The organism is Methylicorpusculum oleiharenae (assembly GCF_009828925.2).
Taxonomy (GTDB): domain Bacteria; phylum Pseudomonadota; class Gammaproteobacteria; order Methylococcales; family Methylomonadaceae; genus Methylicorpusculum; species Methylicorpusculum oleiharenae.
This window is the reverse complement of sequence record NZ_WUTY02000001.1, coordinates 4,392,376-4,407,250: the sequence shown is the minus strand read 5'-3', so window position 1 is coordinate 4,407,250 and position 14,875 is coordinate 4,392,376. Positions and strand designations below refer to the sequence as shown.

The 14,875-nt window shown below is 48.8% G+C and carries 11 protein-coding genes; 4 read left to right on the top strand and 7 right to left on the bottom strand.

What is annotated here, in order from left to right:
• Window position 1: 1 nt before the first annotated feature.
• Entirely contained in the window at window positions 2-805 is an 804-nt protein-coding gene (gene bstC, locus GO003_RS19645) for a sterol transporter outer membrane protein BstC (protein WP_159658845.1), read from the top strand.
• A 95-nt stretch (window positions 806-900) separates the two neighbouring features.
• On the opposite strand, the gene GO003_RS19640 is transcribed toward bstC, so the two are convergent.
• The 4 genes from GO003_RS19640 to GO003_RS19625 are packed head-to-tail and all read right to left on the bottom strand — an operon-like array spanning window position 901 to window position 7,289.
• Window positions 901-4,062: an efflux RND transporter permease subunit gene (locus tag GO003_RS19640; protein ID WP_159658846.1), complete on the bottom strand. Its 3,162-nt coding sequence runs from the start codon at window positions 4,060-4,062 to the stop codon at window positions 901-903.
• Window positions 4,063-4,067: 5 nt separating this feature from the next.
• The gene (locus GO003_RS19635; RefSeq protein WP_159658847.1) at window positions 4,068-5,276 is read right to left on the bottom strand and encodes an efflux RND transporter periplasmic adaptor subunit; all 1,209 of its coding nucleotides are present in this window, start codon (window positions 5,274-5,276) and stop codon (window positions 4,068-4,070) included.
• On the bottom strand, window positions 5,269-6,666 hold the full coding sequence (locus tag GO003_RS19630) for an efflux transporter outer membrane subunit (protein ID WP_159658848.1): 1,398 nt from the start codon (window positions 6,664-6,666) through the stop codon (window positions 5,269-5,271). The genes GO003_RS19635 and GO003_RS19630 overlap by 8 nt, the downstream gene beginning before the upstream one ends.
• Window positions 6,654-7,289, bottom strand: coding sequence for a CerR family C-terminal domain-containing protein (locus tag GO003_RS19625; RefSeq protein WP_231089101.1), 636 nt, complete (start codon window positions 7,287-7,289; stop codon window positions 6,654-6,656). The genes GO003_RS19630 and GO003_RS19625 overlap by 13 nt, the downstream gene beginning before the upstream one ends.
• 646 nt (window positions 7,290-7,935) lie before the next feature.
• On the opposite strand from GO003_RS19625, the gene GO003_RS19620 reads away from it, so the two are divergent.
• Together GO003_RS19620 and GO003_RS19615 are read left to right on the top strand one after the other, a co-directional pair.
• Window positions 7,936-8,109 carry a type II toxin-antitoxin system RelE/ParE family toxin gene (locus GO003_RS19620; protein WP_159658850.1) on the top strand — a complete coding sequence of 58 codons (174 nt, stop codon included), beginning with the start codon at window positions 7,936-7,938 and terminating at the stop codon, window positions 8,107-8,109.
• A 3-nt stretch (window positions 8,110-8,112) separates the two neighbouring features.
• A complete protein-coding gene (locus GO003_RS19615; RefSeq protein ID WP_159658900.1) occupies window positions 8,113-8,685 on the top strand; it encodes a PKD domain-containing protein in 573 nt (190 codons plus the stop codon).
• 166 nt (window positions 8,686-8,851) lie between these two features.
• Here GO003_RS19615 and GO003_RS19610 read toward each other — a convergent pair whose 3' ends face one another.
• The 3 genes from GO003_RS19610 to GO003_RS19600 all read right to left on the bottom strand — a co-directional run bounded on the left by GO003_RS19610 (window position 8,852) and on the right by GO003_RS19600 (window position 10,319).
• Window positions 8,852-9,346 carry a GNAT family N-acetyltransferase gene (locus GO003_RS19610; RefSeq protein WP_269144427.1) on the bottom strand — a complete coding sequence of 165 codons (495 nt, stop codon included), beginning with the start codon at window positions 9,344-9,346 and terminating at the stop codon, window positions 8,852-8,854.
• The gene (locus tag GO003_RS19605; protein WP_159658851.1) at window positions 9,346-9,618 is read right to left on the bottom strand and encodes a type II toxin-antitoxin system TacA family antitoxin; all 273 of its coding nucleotides are present in this window, start codon (window positions 9,616-9,618) and stop codon (window positions 9,346-9,348) included. Before GO003_RS19605 ends, GO003_RS19610 begins: the two co-directional genes overlap by 1 nt.
• Window positions 9,619-9,767: 149 nt before the next feature.
• Window positions 9,768-10,319 carry a hypothetical protein gene (locus tag GO003_RS19600; protein WP_159658852.1) on the bottom strand — a complete coding sequence of 184 codons (552 nt, stop codon included), beginning with the start codon at window positions 10,317-10,319 and terminating at the stop codon, window positions 9,768-9,770.
• Between the two features lie 250 nt (window positions 10,320-10,569).
• Here GO003_RS19600 and GO003_RS19595 point away from each other — a divergent pair, with 250 nt between their 5' ends.
• Window positions 10,570-14,733 carry a DEAD/DEAH box helicase gene (locus GO003_RS19595; RefSeq protein ID WP_231089099.1) on the top strand — a complete coding sequence of 1,388 codons (4,164 nt, stop codon included), beginning with the start codon at window positions 10,570-10,572 and terminating at the stop codon, window positions 14,731-14,733.
• Window positions 14,734-14,875: the final 142 nt, after the last annotated feature.

Sequence of the window (14,875 nt, the reverse complement as noted above, 5' to 3'; positions counted from 1 at the left end):
GATGGAGAATAAAACACGGCTTGTTCCGCCGCTTGTGTTGCTGACATTGCTGGCCGGTTGCGCCGGTTTGCCGCGTGATCAGGTGCAGACAGAATTGCCAGATGATTGCCCTAAACTATCCGCTGTATCTTTGGTCGAGGAGCAAAACCGGTTTGGTCCTAAGACAGATACCCATACCTTGGCGTGTGCTCGGATTGTTCTTCGCAATAGTCAAGATCCTGCGGCGCTGAGTACCTCGCTAGCAAGTCGCCTGTCCCTGCTTTTGGCCGAGCGTGAAATGGACCAAATGCAGCGCGAAAAATTGGCTGCCGAAGGGGTTGGCTTTGCCGAAGCCGCTTTGCAACAAGGAGGGCGCGGTGATGGGGCGGTGCATTACTATTTAGCCGCTAATCTGGGCCTTTCGGTACGCGAACATATGACCCAGGCCATAGTGAACCTGGGTCGTCTGGAAGAAGAAATGAAGCAAGCGGTGGCTTTAAGTCCGGACATCGACGGCGGCGGCCCGCTAAGATTATTGGGGATGCTTTATCTCAAGGCTCCGGCTTGGCCCAATGGTATTGGAGACCTCGACAAGGCGCTGGAACTGGTGGAAAAAGCAGCCAAGGAACATCCAGGCCACCCGCTTAACCACCTGTTTTATGCTCAGGCACTCTGGGCCGACGGCGACGAAGCAAATCTAACGCAGATAAAAGCCGAATTCGCGCAAGCGGAAAAGCTTCTGGATGAAGGTGATTGGGGATACAACACAAAGCCCTGGAAAAATGAACTCGCCGAATTTGCTCAAGAGTTTCAGCAGGCGGATTGATCGCCAGAAAAAATAAACGGATTGAGAATTTGTCAGCAATTCCCCGTTTGATGATAAAGAAGGGTAGGCGAAAGCTTAAATGAAGCCGGAGTAAGCTAATCCACCGAGGATTCAGTCTTTTTTAGCTTGACCAGCAGTGCGCGCAAATCCTCGACTACCAGATAGAGTGAAGGGATAAGAATCAGCGTGATCAGCGTGGCGAACATGATGCCGAAGCCTATCGAAATAGCCATCGGAATCAGCATTTTGGCTTGCCTGGATGTTTCGAAAATCATCGGCATCAAGCCGCAGAAAGTGGTTAGTGTCGTCAATAAGATCGGTCTCAAGCGCTGAATGCTTGCCGTTTTGATGATGTGCAAAGGTGACCTGTTGCTGTCAGCCTCAGTCCGCAATTCGTTTGCGTAGTTGATTAATACCAGCGCGTCGTTGACCACAATGCCGGAGAGGGCCACGATACCCAGCATGCTCAAGATGCTTAACTCGTAACCCAACAGTAAATGGCCGAATATCGCGCCGATGATGCCAAAAGGAATACTGACGATGACGATCAGCGGCAGAACATAGCTACGGAACGGAATTGCCAGCATTGCATAGATCCCCAGTAAAGCGAACACGAAACTGATTTTAAGACTGCTCAGGCTGTCTGCCATCTCTGCCTGACTGCCTTGAAAGCTGTATTGCAAACCCGGAAATTCATTTTTCAAACGAGGCAGTTCGGTTGCTTCCAGATCATTTAGAATTTCGCTGGTTCGACTGCGCGGCGTAACGCCTGATTTGACTTGTATATTGCGCCGGCCATTTCGGCGATTGATTTCGGTATAAGCCCGGCTCTGCTCGATTTCGACGGCCTCGGTTAACGGAATTTCCAACCCTGCAGGTGACCATAGCATTAAGTTTTTAATGTTTTGCACCGACATCCGTTCTTCTTCAGGAAGTCTGACCATGATTTTGATTTCGTTTCGGCCCCGCTGCTGGCGCAATACTTCCGCACCGAAAAAAGCGTTACGGACTTGGCGCGCGACGTTTTGCGCGGTGAAACCAAGGCTTCTGCCTTCAGGCAACAAGCTAAAATCCAGTTGTTCCTTGCCGCTACTAAAACCGCTGGAGACATCGTTGACGATAGGGTAGGCGTTAAGCGCATCGGCCAGTTGTTGACTGGCTTGTTCCAGTATCTTGATATCGCGATGATTCAGTTCTATCGTTAATGCGGAGCCCGAGCCCGGTCCGCCTGCATCCGATTCAAACATGATCGACTCGATTCCTGCGATTTCACCCGTGGCTTCTCGCCATCGCTGGTTAAACTGCTCAGTGCTCATGATTTTATCGCGTATTTCAGGCGGTGCCAGGTAAGCCCGGATTGAAGCCAAATGACTTCCTGTCGTTCTCTTGTGGTCGATCGTGCCGATTTCAGCAAAAATACCCTTGAGCAGCTTATCTCCGTCCGGAACGCTCCCTGCTACTTTTTGAGCGGATTCAAACAGATGGCGTGCGACAGCTTCAGTTCTGGCAACCGGAGTCCCGAACGGCATGACCAGCGTAACCTGAGCGAAATCGGATTCGGTTTTTGGGAACAGTGTCATGCCCATTCGGCCGCTCAACGCATAAGCAAGCGTGGCGACTAACAATGCGAAAGTGGCCGCTATGGTCAGATAGCGATGCCTTAATATACTTTCCAGAAAAGGTCCGTAGCGGTGCGTCGTCCAATGCCTGAAGCCATGACTGAATTTTTGCTGGTAGTGATGCACGAATGCCAAAATCCCGTGACGTTTCATTTCCTTCAGTTGCCCCAAATGATAGGGCAGGATAAACAGACTTTCCGCCAGCGACAGCAGAAACACGGTGATGATCACCAGCGGTATCATGTAAAAGATTTTGCCGGTGATGCCGGGGATAAAGAGCAACGGCATAAAAGTCGCGATATTGGTCAAAATACTGAAAGTGACCGGCATTGCCATTTCTTGTGTGCCTTTAATTGCGGCTTGCATCGGCGAAAATCCTTCCTGCCGGTAGTGATAAACGTTTTCGCCGATGATGATTGCGTCGTCCACGACAATACCTAACGCGATTATGAAAGCAAACAGCGAAATCATGTTCAGGCTGACGCCTATGCTTGGCAGAATCAAAAATGAGCCAAGAAATGCTGTCGGAATCCCCATCATCACCCAAAATGCCAGACGCAATTCCAAAAACAGGGCCAGCATGATGAAAACCAGCACTAAACCCATGGCACTGTTGCGGAGCAAAAGATCGATACGCTGCGAATATTCCTCCGATGTGTCTCGTCGGATTTCGGCAGAGATGCCTTTGGGTAGCTCGGGAACGATACGTTCCATGTGTTTTTTGACCGTTTCAGATATCTGGATCGGCGTTTGGTCGCCGACGCTGTAAACCTGAATCATCGCGGCAGGCTGGTTATCGAAAGTCGCGTAATAATCACTTTCATCATAACCGTCTTTGATGGTGGCGATGTCGCCCAGTTTTACCTGGCTGCCGTCCGCAGTGGTAATAATTGGCAGGCTGGCAAACTGGTTGGCGTAATCCCGGCGTTCTTTGACCCGGATCAAAATTTCACCGGTACCGGTTTTAACACTGCCGCCCGGCAAGTCGATGCTGGCGGCAGTAATGCGCTGAGCGATGTCGCCTAGCGACAGACGGTATCGGCGCAGCGTTTCCTGTGGGATATCGATCGCGATTTCAAGCGGTTTGATACCTTCAAGTTCGATTTGGGTGATGCCGGGGTCTTGTAACAGTTGATCCCGGAATTGTTCTGCCAGTTCGTGCAGCACGTTTTCTTGCGTATCACCAAATAGGACGATGGAAATGACCTGACGCTTATTGGCCATTACGGTGACTTGAGGTTTCTCGGCATCAATGGGGAAGGTCGTGATGCGATCAACTTCTTTTTGAATCTCCTGCGTCAGGCGCTGCATGTCCGTGCCTCTGAGGGCTTCGACTGTGACCATGCCGATATCTTCTTTGGCGGAAGAATTGACTTGATCGACGCCTTCAATGCCGCCTATAGCATCCTCTATTGACAGAATGATGCCGCTTTCGACTTCTTCCGGACTGGCTCCGGGGTATGCGACACTGATGCTGACGGTGTCTATTTCAAATTCCGGAAATACTTCCTGCCGAATAGTCGTCATAAACAAGAGGCCGCCAATGATCAACACGGCCATGACCAGGTTGGCTGCTACCGAGTGGCCTGCCATCCAGGCGATAGTGCCGGTTTCTGTCGAATGTTGCTCTTGTGACATCGTATCTACCTGGCCGATTCGGAAATCTTGGGTTCATGAGTGCGGATTTGCATGTTCTGGACGGGAGCAGACAGATCGCTATTGATAATGCGGGGAGAGGGCGGAAGTGCTTCGGCGCTTAAATAGACCCATCCCGACTCATTCCAGAGCGGTTCAACTGTGATGATATCCAGCGTGTTTTCTGTTGTCATCAACCAGAGCCGGTTGCCGTCATGCACCGCGTTTTCGGGAATTGCCATAACACGATTAATTGATTTACCCGCAATAGCGGCATGGACCAGTGTGCCCAGCATCATATGCGGTAAGTTGCGATTAGCCGGTTTGAGTCCCAGCGGATCCTCGACTTCGACAATCAACTTGGCCATGCGTCCTTCCGGTTCCACCTCGGCTTTCAACCGTTTGACCTTGCCGATCCTGAATGCCTCCGGTCCCCACGCCTGCGAGTAAGTTATCTTGACGGTCGAGCCTTGTTCATTGTTGAAACCGGGAATATTGATCCAGCGCAGTTTTTCCAGCGGCAACGAGACATCTATCCAGAAGGTATCGGTCGCAACCAGTTGAACCAGGGGTGTGCCGGTAGAGAACGTCGATACCCAGGAGCCGATATTGGCATTACGCGCAGTGACCACGGCGTTGAAAGGTGCGATGGTTTGTGTGCGCTGAAGATTCAGACGGGCCTGTTCAAGTGCTGCTTCGGCAGCGTCCAGTGCCGATTTTGAGGCTTCCAGATGAGGTTTGCGTTGGACCAGTTCGCTTGCGAGTTCATCCAGTTCCTCGCCCAGCAGTTTATATTCCTCTTGAGCGATTTCTTGCTGGCCGAGTTCCAGTTTTAAATTGAACTTGGCCCGGATCAAATCATTTTGAGCTTGGCGCAGGCGCAATTCATAGTCGGTAGGATCAAGCTTGACGATTTCCTCGCCTTTTCTCAATAAGCCGCCTTCGATGAAGTTTTCGCTGACCGACTTGACCATGCCGTCGACTTGAGAGTTTAAATTGACACTTTGCGAAGCAACAACATTTCCCAATGCGGAAACAGTAACAGAATGATCGATTATCTGCGGCGCAATGACTTCGACCAAAGGAGCGCTTATCTTTACCGGATTGCGCGCCGCGCGCGGTTTATTGGTCAGCCAGTAATAAGACAAGGATCCGGCAATGGCAATAATCAACAGAGAAGGGAGTGCTTTGAATAATTTCCTTAAAACATTAGCCATTGTTTTCAATCCTGGTTTTAACGGGTTCCGCAAGTGGCCACCCACCTGCAAGTGAGCGATAGAGTAAAATTCTGAAATCGACCAATTCGCGTTCGGCACGAATCAGCGAGCGCTGCATGGCTTGCAAACTGTTGAGCGTCGAAAGTACGCGGAGAAAATCGAAAGCACCGTAAGCGGTGCGAATCCGGATATTGTTATTGGCTTCATTCAAATAACGCAGTTGCTGTTTCAGGCTGTCCAGGCGTTGATGTTGCCTCTCTTCTTGAGCCAAGGCGTTTTCAACTTCTTTGATGGACTGCAATACGCTTTGTCCATACAGATTAAGCGCTTCCTCAGTTGCGGCTTTGGTGCGGTCCACTTCCGCAATACGGCGGCCACCGTCGATCAACGGTAAAACCAGATTGCCGGCGAGCGTCGCCATCCAGTTATTAAAGAAGTCCTGAAGATCCGGTGCAGTCGTGTCTATTCCTGCGGACAGGCCGATTTTTGGAAAACGGTCGGCAATCGCAGCCGCTACTCTCAGGTCGGCAGCTTGCAACCGGAAATAGGCTTTGAGGACATCGGGGCGGCGTTGAATCAAATCCGAGGTTAATCCGGTATCCGGTAAACCGTTTATTTCAGGAAAACGATCACTGGTCGCAATTTCGAGCGTTCCGGGCGATTGGCCGGTTAAAACCGCCAGTTGATTTTTCAGGACCTCAATGTTGGCCAGCACGGTATAACGGTCGCCAACCACGCCTTCCAGCAATTGGCGCTGCTGGAATACGTCAGCCGCAGTCGCTTGACCGCCTCTGAAACGGACTTCCACTAAGTTGGCATATTGTTCATTGATGACGATTTGTTCAGTCAGTAAGTTGTATTGTTTCTGTTGTTCTATCAATTGATACCAGGTGCGTGCAATTTCTGCAGACAATGCAATTGCGGCGGTATGAATATCCTGTTCAGAGGCTTTTACATCCTGTTCGGCAGCATAAGTGCCGGCTCTAATGCGGCCCCACAAGTCAAGCTCGTAACTGGCAATGAGGCCCAGTGAAAAATTATCGTTAGTGAGTAAGCCTAGCGTTTCATTACCATCTCTGCGGCTCAGGCTGGATGTGCCGTCAAGGGCGGGAATCAGTTCTGAACCGGTCTTGCGAGCGATGGCCTGGGCCTGTTTGAGTCGCTCATAAGCGGCGATAAGATCAAGATTTTGCTGCAGCGCTTTATCGATAAGCTGATTCAGCGCTGTATCGTTAAAACTTAGCCACCAGCGTTCCTTCAATGGAACACTGCCGCTTAATGAAAAGGATTCGTTAACCGCAACCGGTGTCTTAAATTCTTTGACCTCAATGCTGCACGCACTGAGCAGGCAAAGCAGCAGCATAACGGTAGGAACTTTTATTGCGCGCATGCGCTGTCTCCGCGGGATTGTTCTATCCGGTTGCGAAGCGCCCGAATACCAGCCAGAGAGAAGAGTACAACGTGCTCGGCATAGCTCACCGGGTTTTCCAGTTCCGGATAGTGTCTGCGCTCAGGATAGGTCTTTTTCATGTGTTTGAGTTGCATCAAATGAAAACATTGGCCAATGATGCTGGTGTGGCAAAAGTGAATATCCTGGTCATCTGCTAGCGGTCCCAGGCACTCCTTAATTTGCGTGATCATGGCCTGGCGTTGGGGGTTGATTTCCTTTTCGAGAATTTCCGGCAGCAGCGAAGTGGGTTGAGCCATTTCCTTGTTGATAATTGCGAAAAAATGCGAATTTTCTGCGGCGATACGAGCGATCAAAGAACGGATGCGACCAGCCAGACGTTGCTCTGCCGGAGCGTCTGAAGCGACGCCGCCATCCGATGGGTAAAGCGCTAGATCTTGTTGGAACGCATAGCGCCAGGATTCCAGATAAAGGCTTTCTTTGTCCCGAAAATGGTAATTGACTGAAGCAATATTGGACTGAGCCTGTTCGCAGATTTCGGCAATCGTTGTTTCCTGAAAACCTTTTTCGGCAAAAATCCGGCTGGCGGTGATTAAAAGACGCATCCGCGTTTTCAACGGTTTTGAATCTGAATCAGTCATTGAATTAGGTATATTCAAATAAAGATTTTAAATATACATATAAATCAGGCATTGGACAAACGAAATATCGGGTCAAAGTCTGTTGTTTGCTTTGTTCGTAGGCTACGAGAGAATACCTCAACAATTGAAGTAAGCAACTTCTGAAAAATCCAGCAGTTAACGGATCAGAGCAAGCGGGCCTATATGATCAATGTCGTTCGTAACGCCTCATTCCCCCGTGTTGCCTTAATTGACAGGTTTGTCTTTGGGTGCAGGTTGTGTTGTGTTCTGTGTATCTGATTTCATGATACGCACTTCTATTTAAATGAATGGAGATTGGATTTTCGCAGGTAGTGTTTGTTGATAGTATGATATTGTCATACAAAGTACAGATCTTTAATTGTGAGCGCTTTTATGGCCATGCAACGCAAAACTATCACTATCACCGATCAAATGGAAAGTTGGGTTAAATCCTAGGTTGATTCAGGCAAATATGGGAACGACAGCGAATATTTCCGGGATCTGGTTCGCCAGGATCAGGAAAAACGAGAAGCAGAAACCCGACTCCGATTTATTCTCGATGAAGCCGAATCAAGTGGCGTCAGTGTTCGTAGTGCTCAAGAAATATGGGATGAAGCTGAAACCCGGCTTGCCGGAAATAATGGTTAACTATGTGTTATCAAGGCCGGCAGAAAAGGATATTGGAAATATTGCCGTCTATTCGATCCAAAATTTCGGTATCAGGCAAGCTCGGCTATATCGGGATGGATTATTCAAAACGTTAGAAATGATAGGTAACATATAGAGTCTGCATATCTGCCACTGGGACTTTGGCGATGCAGCGAGCCCTGACAATACGAGCGTGCTAGCCACTCCAACGCACGTCTACACCACTGAAGGCAGATATGTAGCCCAATTGACGGTTATCGATGGCCAGGCTGAAGTGTCCTCCAGCGTTGACGTCGTTGTTGCCGCCGCACCGCAAGTCACCGCCCGCAAGATCCATGTGGTTGACGAACGCGATCACGCCGCGCGCAAGGCGAAGGTCTCTATCTGGGCCGATGTCGGCTTTGGCAGCCTGGCGACGGACGATTTGATTGCCGTCAAGCTGGATGGCGTGACCTTGTTTGAAGCCCGATTTGCCGAGTTTAAACCCGGCCGCGAGGGCGACGTCTATCTGCTGTTGAAAAGGGACTTATTGGTACGTATCGATCTCGCGGAGCAAAGCCTGTTTGTCGAAGCAAAACGGGTGAGTCTGGCGGGCGCCGATTTCAGTAACGGCAACACCTTGACGGTCAGCTGGGACAATCACGTCGGCACCGATCAGTTTGATCTGAGCGAGAATCCCGGTGGCGTGTGGCTTTACCGGCATCATCCCTAAGATGACAGTTCTGACGATCATGATCGGTAATCCCAAGTCCGTAGGTCAGGTTTAGTTGATCTGCGCTTTACCTTGAGCTGGATCCCCGCATATACGGGGATCCACGACGCGGGGATAACAAACTGACGCTTTCCAATAACTTTCCTGAGTTGTTGATTGGGTCCATTTAATCAAAGCTGGACCGTATGTCGGCAATAGTGATAAACAGCTTGTTTTCGGCATCTCGAAAAGCAGTGAATCCGTACTTTTCGTAAAATTGCTGGGCTCCGTGTTTGGCGTCAACGACGACTATCGGAAATCCAACGGTATTGCTTGCTTGAAGCAGCTTTTTTAATGCGTCAATGAGCAACCATTCACCTTTGCCTTTCCCTTTGTAGCGCTCATCGACAGCTAATCGAGCTATCAGTCCACCCGAGATTGATGAAGGGTGTTTTTTTTGAAGCTTGTCAGGTAATGCGTTTAAATCGACGGGGGTCATTGTTAGCGTGTAAAAGCCAACAATGTTGGATTGATTGGCTTCGTCTTCGAGAATGAAAGTCCTTGTATTATCTTTTTTGGCTTGTTGACTAGCCATGAATTTCAGGTAGTTGTTTAAAGGCTCAACACCGCAATTAAAACGGTTTCTATCGTGTTTCGCTTTGTCTAAAAGTACGGTTCTCATTATCGAGCAGAGTTTTCATAACATGCAGCTGCCGCTTTTAAGTTACTGTTAGTCGTCGCCGGTTTATCAAGCGCATCCATAAGCAACAGGGCATCCTGTTCAGTCAGCTTAAGTGTCTTGTCTTGTTCAATAAGTTGCTTAGCTTTTTCAACTGCCGCGCTAAGGACAAATGAGTTGATACTGGACATGCCCGATATGACCGTAGCTTTAGTGAGTAAATCTTGAGTATCAGCATCCACCCTAGCGGTGATACGAGGTAATGAAGTCGTCATAATGTTTCTCCTTTGTGCCAAAGTGGCACCTCGAAATTATGGGTGCAGCATTTAGCTGAGTCAAGCCCCCAAGGATGGGTCTATGGCGATCTTGGCAAGGCTTACGCCAACCCTCAAAGCCACATTAAAAGTTCAAACTGGACCGGAGATCAGGTCGGTTTTTTTTGAGGGTGGTTATACAGGTTATCAAACAGTCGGATTACTACAAAAATCATCGCCTGAGTCATTTGAATCGCCGGCACTCTGGCGGTATTTTCCGAAGCAAAATCATCAATTGCGTCATTCATGAAATTTACGAGACCGGTTTGCGGCTTATCCTCTTGCATTCTATGCACAAATCGGTCTTTGAGCTTGGCACTGATTTTTTCATCCATATCCCGCCCTTTGATCAGTGCTTGTAACTCCGTGTCCAAAAGCACGGCTTGTTTTTCCAGCCAGTCAATATCAATTTCATGTTGTGGGGGCAGGGGGCCAAACGCTTTTTGAAAGACGCAGAACACATCGAAACATAAATCCATAAAAAAGTAGGACATCTCTTGATTGTGTTCGGCAATAATGTTTGGAAAAACGCCGAAGATGGTTTGGACCAGCGCCGGTTGATCACCTTCAAATTGTTCCATCATTTTACGGCCAGTATCTTCGTCAATGCTTCTGGCGTATTCTAGGGCTTGATATAGCTCGCGGTCAGTGAGTTCTTTCATGTGTTTATCGGTGTATGAGTCGCAAAAAAGGGCTCATTATGCTGATATAGGCGATCAATGCAAACGCCAACTTCGAGTAATCAGAAAGCATTTTAACTAAAGCAAATTGTAAATCCGGATAAGAGATACTGTTATGTATAATAAGCCGGTTAACTGCAAAGTACCTTTTTTTCAATTTTAATTGCTCATGCCATCAGAAAAACATTCTAAATTGGTTTCATCCTATCAAAGACTATCGGTTGAACAACAGATGATCCTTAAACTGTTGGCAGTCTATTATGGATATGCCTCGCCAACATTTATTACCGAATGTATCAAAGATACCGGCTTACGTGGCGCAAACGGTAACACTTTTAAACTTGCCGATATTCATGGTTTTATTCGACTGTTGCTCAAGGACAATCTGCTTGAACAGTTGCCGAAACAGTCATCCTATCGTTGTCACAGAATGTTGGTCGAGCCGATTGCCAGACAGTTGATCGATGACAATGAATTTGAGCGTTATGCGAAGATTATCGAGCAGCATGCGCCGATCGGGACCGGTTATTACCGTTATATGAGAGTCGAAGATTGTCTTCGGGATGCGCGAATTCAATTTTATCGGCGAGATTTCAGTAAGGTCCGAGAGTGTCTCACGCTGGGCAATCGTTACGGGCAGATTGCAAGTTATTTTAATGTCTATCTTTCGTGGATACTTAATCCGTTTGATGCAGAATGGTTTCTAAGTCACACCGAGTTCCTGCCGGCTGAAATCAGTGGCTACATCGGCTTGCACCAACTGGTTTATCTTTATGCCAATCAGGAGATTGACCAGTTCTTGCTGCAACAATGTCAGGCAGAATCAGCCAGCAACGATTCTCTTTTAGTCAGGACTTATGCTGAATTACAGCTGTTACGGGGCGAATGGGATGCCTTGAGTGACTTTCTTGTTAACAGGGAAGATCCGGAATTACTGGCTATTGACGCAGCGTTGACGTTTTTCAAAGGCGACTTGAACGGTGCCTTCGTGCAATATGAAAATGCATTAAAGGCACTCAAAAAACTAACCGGGAAACGTAACTGCTATTTTTTCGGGTTGGCAGGCATATTTTATCCTTTGGTCATTTTAAAGTCCGATCAGTCAGCGCAGCGTGCAAAGTTACCAGCGCTTTTGGCCCTGGCAATCAAAACTCAGGGTTACTGGACCGAGGTCTACCGCTACTTAAACCAATTTCAGCAATTTATTCAAGGTGATGTAAAACAGCGCGACAGTTTATTGGCGCTTAATGCCCCCTACAAAACTCATCGTGGCTTTACTGATAAAGGTGAGCCTGATACGGTGTATGCGCCGTCATTATTGTTGCAAGTTTTTCTGATACTCATCAAATTCTGGACAAAATCCGAACATTTTGCTCATGTCTCGGACCTGAGTCATGATCTTTATAAACAGATGGATGATAACGGCTACCGCTGGCCTGCCGCTGAATTGGCTAAAGTATTCAGTCATATCGATCCCAGTAAAGCAATACGCTGGGATACCGGATTTTTTAACCGACAGCCACTCGCTTTGGCTGATTTGTTTGTCAGTCGGCCTGATTGGGATCTGGCTCTGGACGCCTTGCTTCATCTTAACTCAGTCGTCAAAAAATCAGGTGCTTTGCAGCCAACGGAAAAGCCTATCCGGCTAATCTGGCTGGTTACTTTTACGGAACAAACGCATGGACTGATAATCGAGCCCAGAGAACAAAAACAGCAGGCCAAAGGCGGATGGAGTAAAGGCCGGGCCGTTTCGTTAAAAAGACTCTATACGGAACGCAGCAGTTTCGACTACCTGACCGAATACGATCTCAAGCTGTGCAGCACAATCAAGGAGTATCGTGATAATGGCTGGTACGCGAGCTCCTATATCGATTTCAGTCCAAAAATGCCGCTGGCTTTAATAGGGCATCCCTTGTTGTTTTGGGCGAGTTCACCTGAAGTCAGGATAGAAGTCGTCAAAGGCGAGGCCGAACTGAGGGTCAGTAAACTGGCTAAAAGCGATAAAATCAGAATCAGCCTGAATCCGTTAGCGAGCCTTAATCAAACGGTATACATCACCAAAGAAACACCGACGCGCCTCAAGGTGATCGAGCTCAACGAGGATTACCAGAAAATTGCCTCGGTATTAGGCTCAAAAGGTCTTGAAGTTCCTTTGTCCGCTCAGGAACGCGTTCTTCAGACATTGACCAGTATTTCCGGGGTGTTGACTGTGCACTCGGACATTGGCGGCAGTTCGAGCACGGCCGAACAGGTTGAAGCCGATGCGACACCGCGCGTCCATTTGTTGCCTCTGGGAGATGGGCTTAGGGTGGCCTTATTAATCCGGCCATTTGCAACCGAAGGTGCTTATTATCAGCCTGGGCAGGGCGGTGAAAGTGTACTGGCCGAAATTGACGGGAAACCGTTACAAGCCAAACGCAATTTATCGCTGGAGAAAAAACGTTCGAAAGCCATTCTTGACGCCTGCCCGGGTTTGCAGGAAGCCGAGCGGGATGTCGCCGGCGACTTTTTGCTGGAAGAGCCTGAACAATGTCTGGAACTGTTGTTGCAACTTCAGGCGCTTCCCGAGGGTCAGGCCATACTGGAGTGGCCGGAAGGCGTTAAATTTCGTGTGTTGGGTCAAAACAGCGGCAGCGGATTTACTATGCAAATCAAGCGCGATAATGACTGGTTTGCATTGCAGGGTGAACTGAAGGTTAACGAAGATACCGTGCTTGAAATTCAGCATCTGCTGGGTTTGTTAAGCGGTAGCCAGGGCCGGTTTTTAAAGTTGAAGGACGGCCAGTTTATCGCCCTGACCGATGCGTTCCGCAAGCGTTTGGATGATCTGAAAGCCTACGCCGACATCAGCGGTAAAAAAGTGCGAATCAATCCGCTGGCGGCATTGACTTTAGAGGACTGGGATGATGCGTCCGGTACTATTAAATCGGACAAACACTGGCAGGAACACATAAAAAGGCTCAGAAACGCCCGCAATTACCAGCCGGTTTTACCTTCAACGTTTCAAGCCGAATTACGTGATTATCAGCTGGATGGCTTTATATGGCTTGCCCGACTAGCGCAATGGGGAGTGGGTGCGTGTTTGGCGGACGATATGGGCTTGGGCAAAACAGTTCAGGGTCTGGCTTTATTGGTGGACAGGGCGCCCAAGGGTCCCAGCCTGATTGTCGCGCCCACGTCAGTGTGCATGAATTGGGAAATTGAAGCCCGCCGTTTTGCACCGACGCTGAACCCTCAATTATTGGGTACAGGCGACAGGCAAAAATTGCTGGATGATCTGGGGTCTTACGATTTGCTGATTTGCAGTTACGGCATGCTGCAACAAGAACAAGTGGCCGACATGCTGGCAAAAATCCGCTTTCAAACCCTGATCCTCGATGAAGCGCAAGCGATCAAAAACACCGCAACTCGCCGTTCGCAGGGGGCGATGAGTCTACAAGGCGATTTCAAATTGATCATGACCGGCACGCCGCTGGAAAATCACTTGGGTGAACTCTGGAACCTGTTTCGATTCATCAATCCCGGTTTGCTGGGGTCGATGGAACAATTCAATCAGCGCTTTGCCGGACCCATTGAGCGTGACCGCAACACACAAGCCAGACAGCAATTAAAAAAGTTGATCCAGCCTTTTATTTTGCGCCGTACTAAAACCCAGGTTTTACAGGAACTGCCGCCGCGTACTGAAATTCCAATCTATGTGGAAATGAGCAGCGAAGAAATGGCGTTTTACGAAGCCTTGCGCCGCGACAGTCTGGCGACATTGGTCAATACTGAAGGCCAACCGCCCGGCCAAAAGCATTTGCAAATTCTGGCGGCCATTTCCAAGCTGCGCCGCAGTTGCTGCAACACGCGCCTGGCCAATCCCGATATCAGTCTGCCCAGTAGTAAACTCGCGGCTTTTGGTGGAATCGTCGATGAACTGCTGGACAACAAACATAAGGCGCTGGTTTTCAGTCAGTTTGTCGATCATTTGCACTTGATTAAAGAGTATGTAGAAGATCGCGACATCAAGTATCAATATCTGGACGGCAGTACGCCGGCCAAGGAACGCCAAAAACGTGTCGATGCGTTTCAGCGCGGTGAAGGCGAGTTGTTTTTGATCAGCTTGAAAGCCGGTGGTGTCGGTCTTAATCTGACAGCAGCCGATTATGTGATTCATATGGATCCCTGGTGGAATCCCGCTGTGGAAGATCAGGCATCGGACCGCGCTCATCGCATGGGTCAGCAACGCCCCGTTACGATTTATAGGATGATAGCCAAGCAAACGATTGAAGAAAAAATCGTCGCATTGCATAGCCATAAACGAGATCTGGCAGACAGCTTGCTGGATGGCGCCGACATCAGCGGAAAAATGTCAGCCGATGATTTACTTAGCCTGATGAAAAGTGAAGGCTAAAGTCCACTTGTTTATTTAAGAAATAGCTTATCTCCCATGTACGACCGAAATTAAATTGCCAGGGAGGGCGGTCTTTGATCATATCCATATCATCATCGTAGATCGAAATTCGGCACCGGGGTGCCCGTCAAAGGACGCCGTA

Coding starts and splice junctions, on each gene's coding strand:
- bstC (WP_159658845.1), top strand. CDS start 2: ATGGAGAATAAAACACGGCTTGTTCCGCCGCTTGTGTTGCTGACATTG.
- GO003_RS19595 (WP_231089099.1), top strand. CDS start 10,570: ATGATCCTTAAACTGTTGGCAGTCTATTATGGATATGCCTCGCCAACA.
- GO003_RS19625 (WP_231089101.1), bottom strand. CDS start 7,289: ATGCGTCTTTTAATCACCGCCAGCCGGATTTTTGCCGAAAAAGGTTTT.
- GO003_RS19630 (WP_159658848.1), bottom strand. CDS start 6,666: ATGCGCGCAATAAAAGTTCCTACCGTTATGCTGCTGCTTTGCCTGCTC.
- GO003_RS19600 (WP_159658852.1), bottom strand. CDS start 10,319: ATGAAAGAACTCACTGACCGCGAGCTATATCAAGCCCTAGAATACGCC.
- GO003_RS19640 (WP_159658846.1), bottom strand. CDS start 4,062: ATGTCACAAGAGCAACATTCGACAGAAACCGGCACTATCGCCTGGATG.
- GO003_RS19610 (WP_269144427.1), bottom strand. CDS start 9,346: ATGAGAACCGTACTTTTAGACAAAGCGAAACACGATAGAAACCGTTTT.
- GO003_RS19605 (WP_159658851.1), bottom strand. CDS start 9,618: ATGACGACTTCATTACCTCGTATCACCGCTAGGGTGGATGCTGATACT.
- GO003_RS19620 (WP_159658850.1), top strand. CDS start 7,936: ATGAAGCTGAAACCCGGCTTGCCGGAAATAATGGTTAACTATGTGTTA.
- GO003_RS19635 (WP_159658847.1), bottom strand. CDS start 5,276: ATGGCTAATGTTTTAAGGAAATTATTCAAAGCACTCCCTTCTCTGTTG.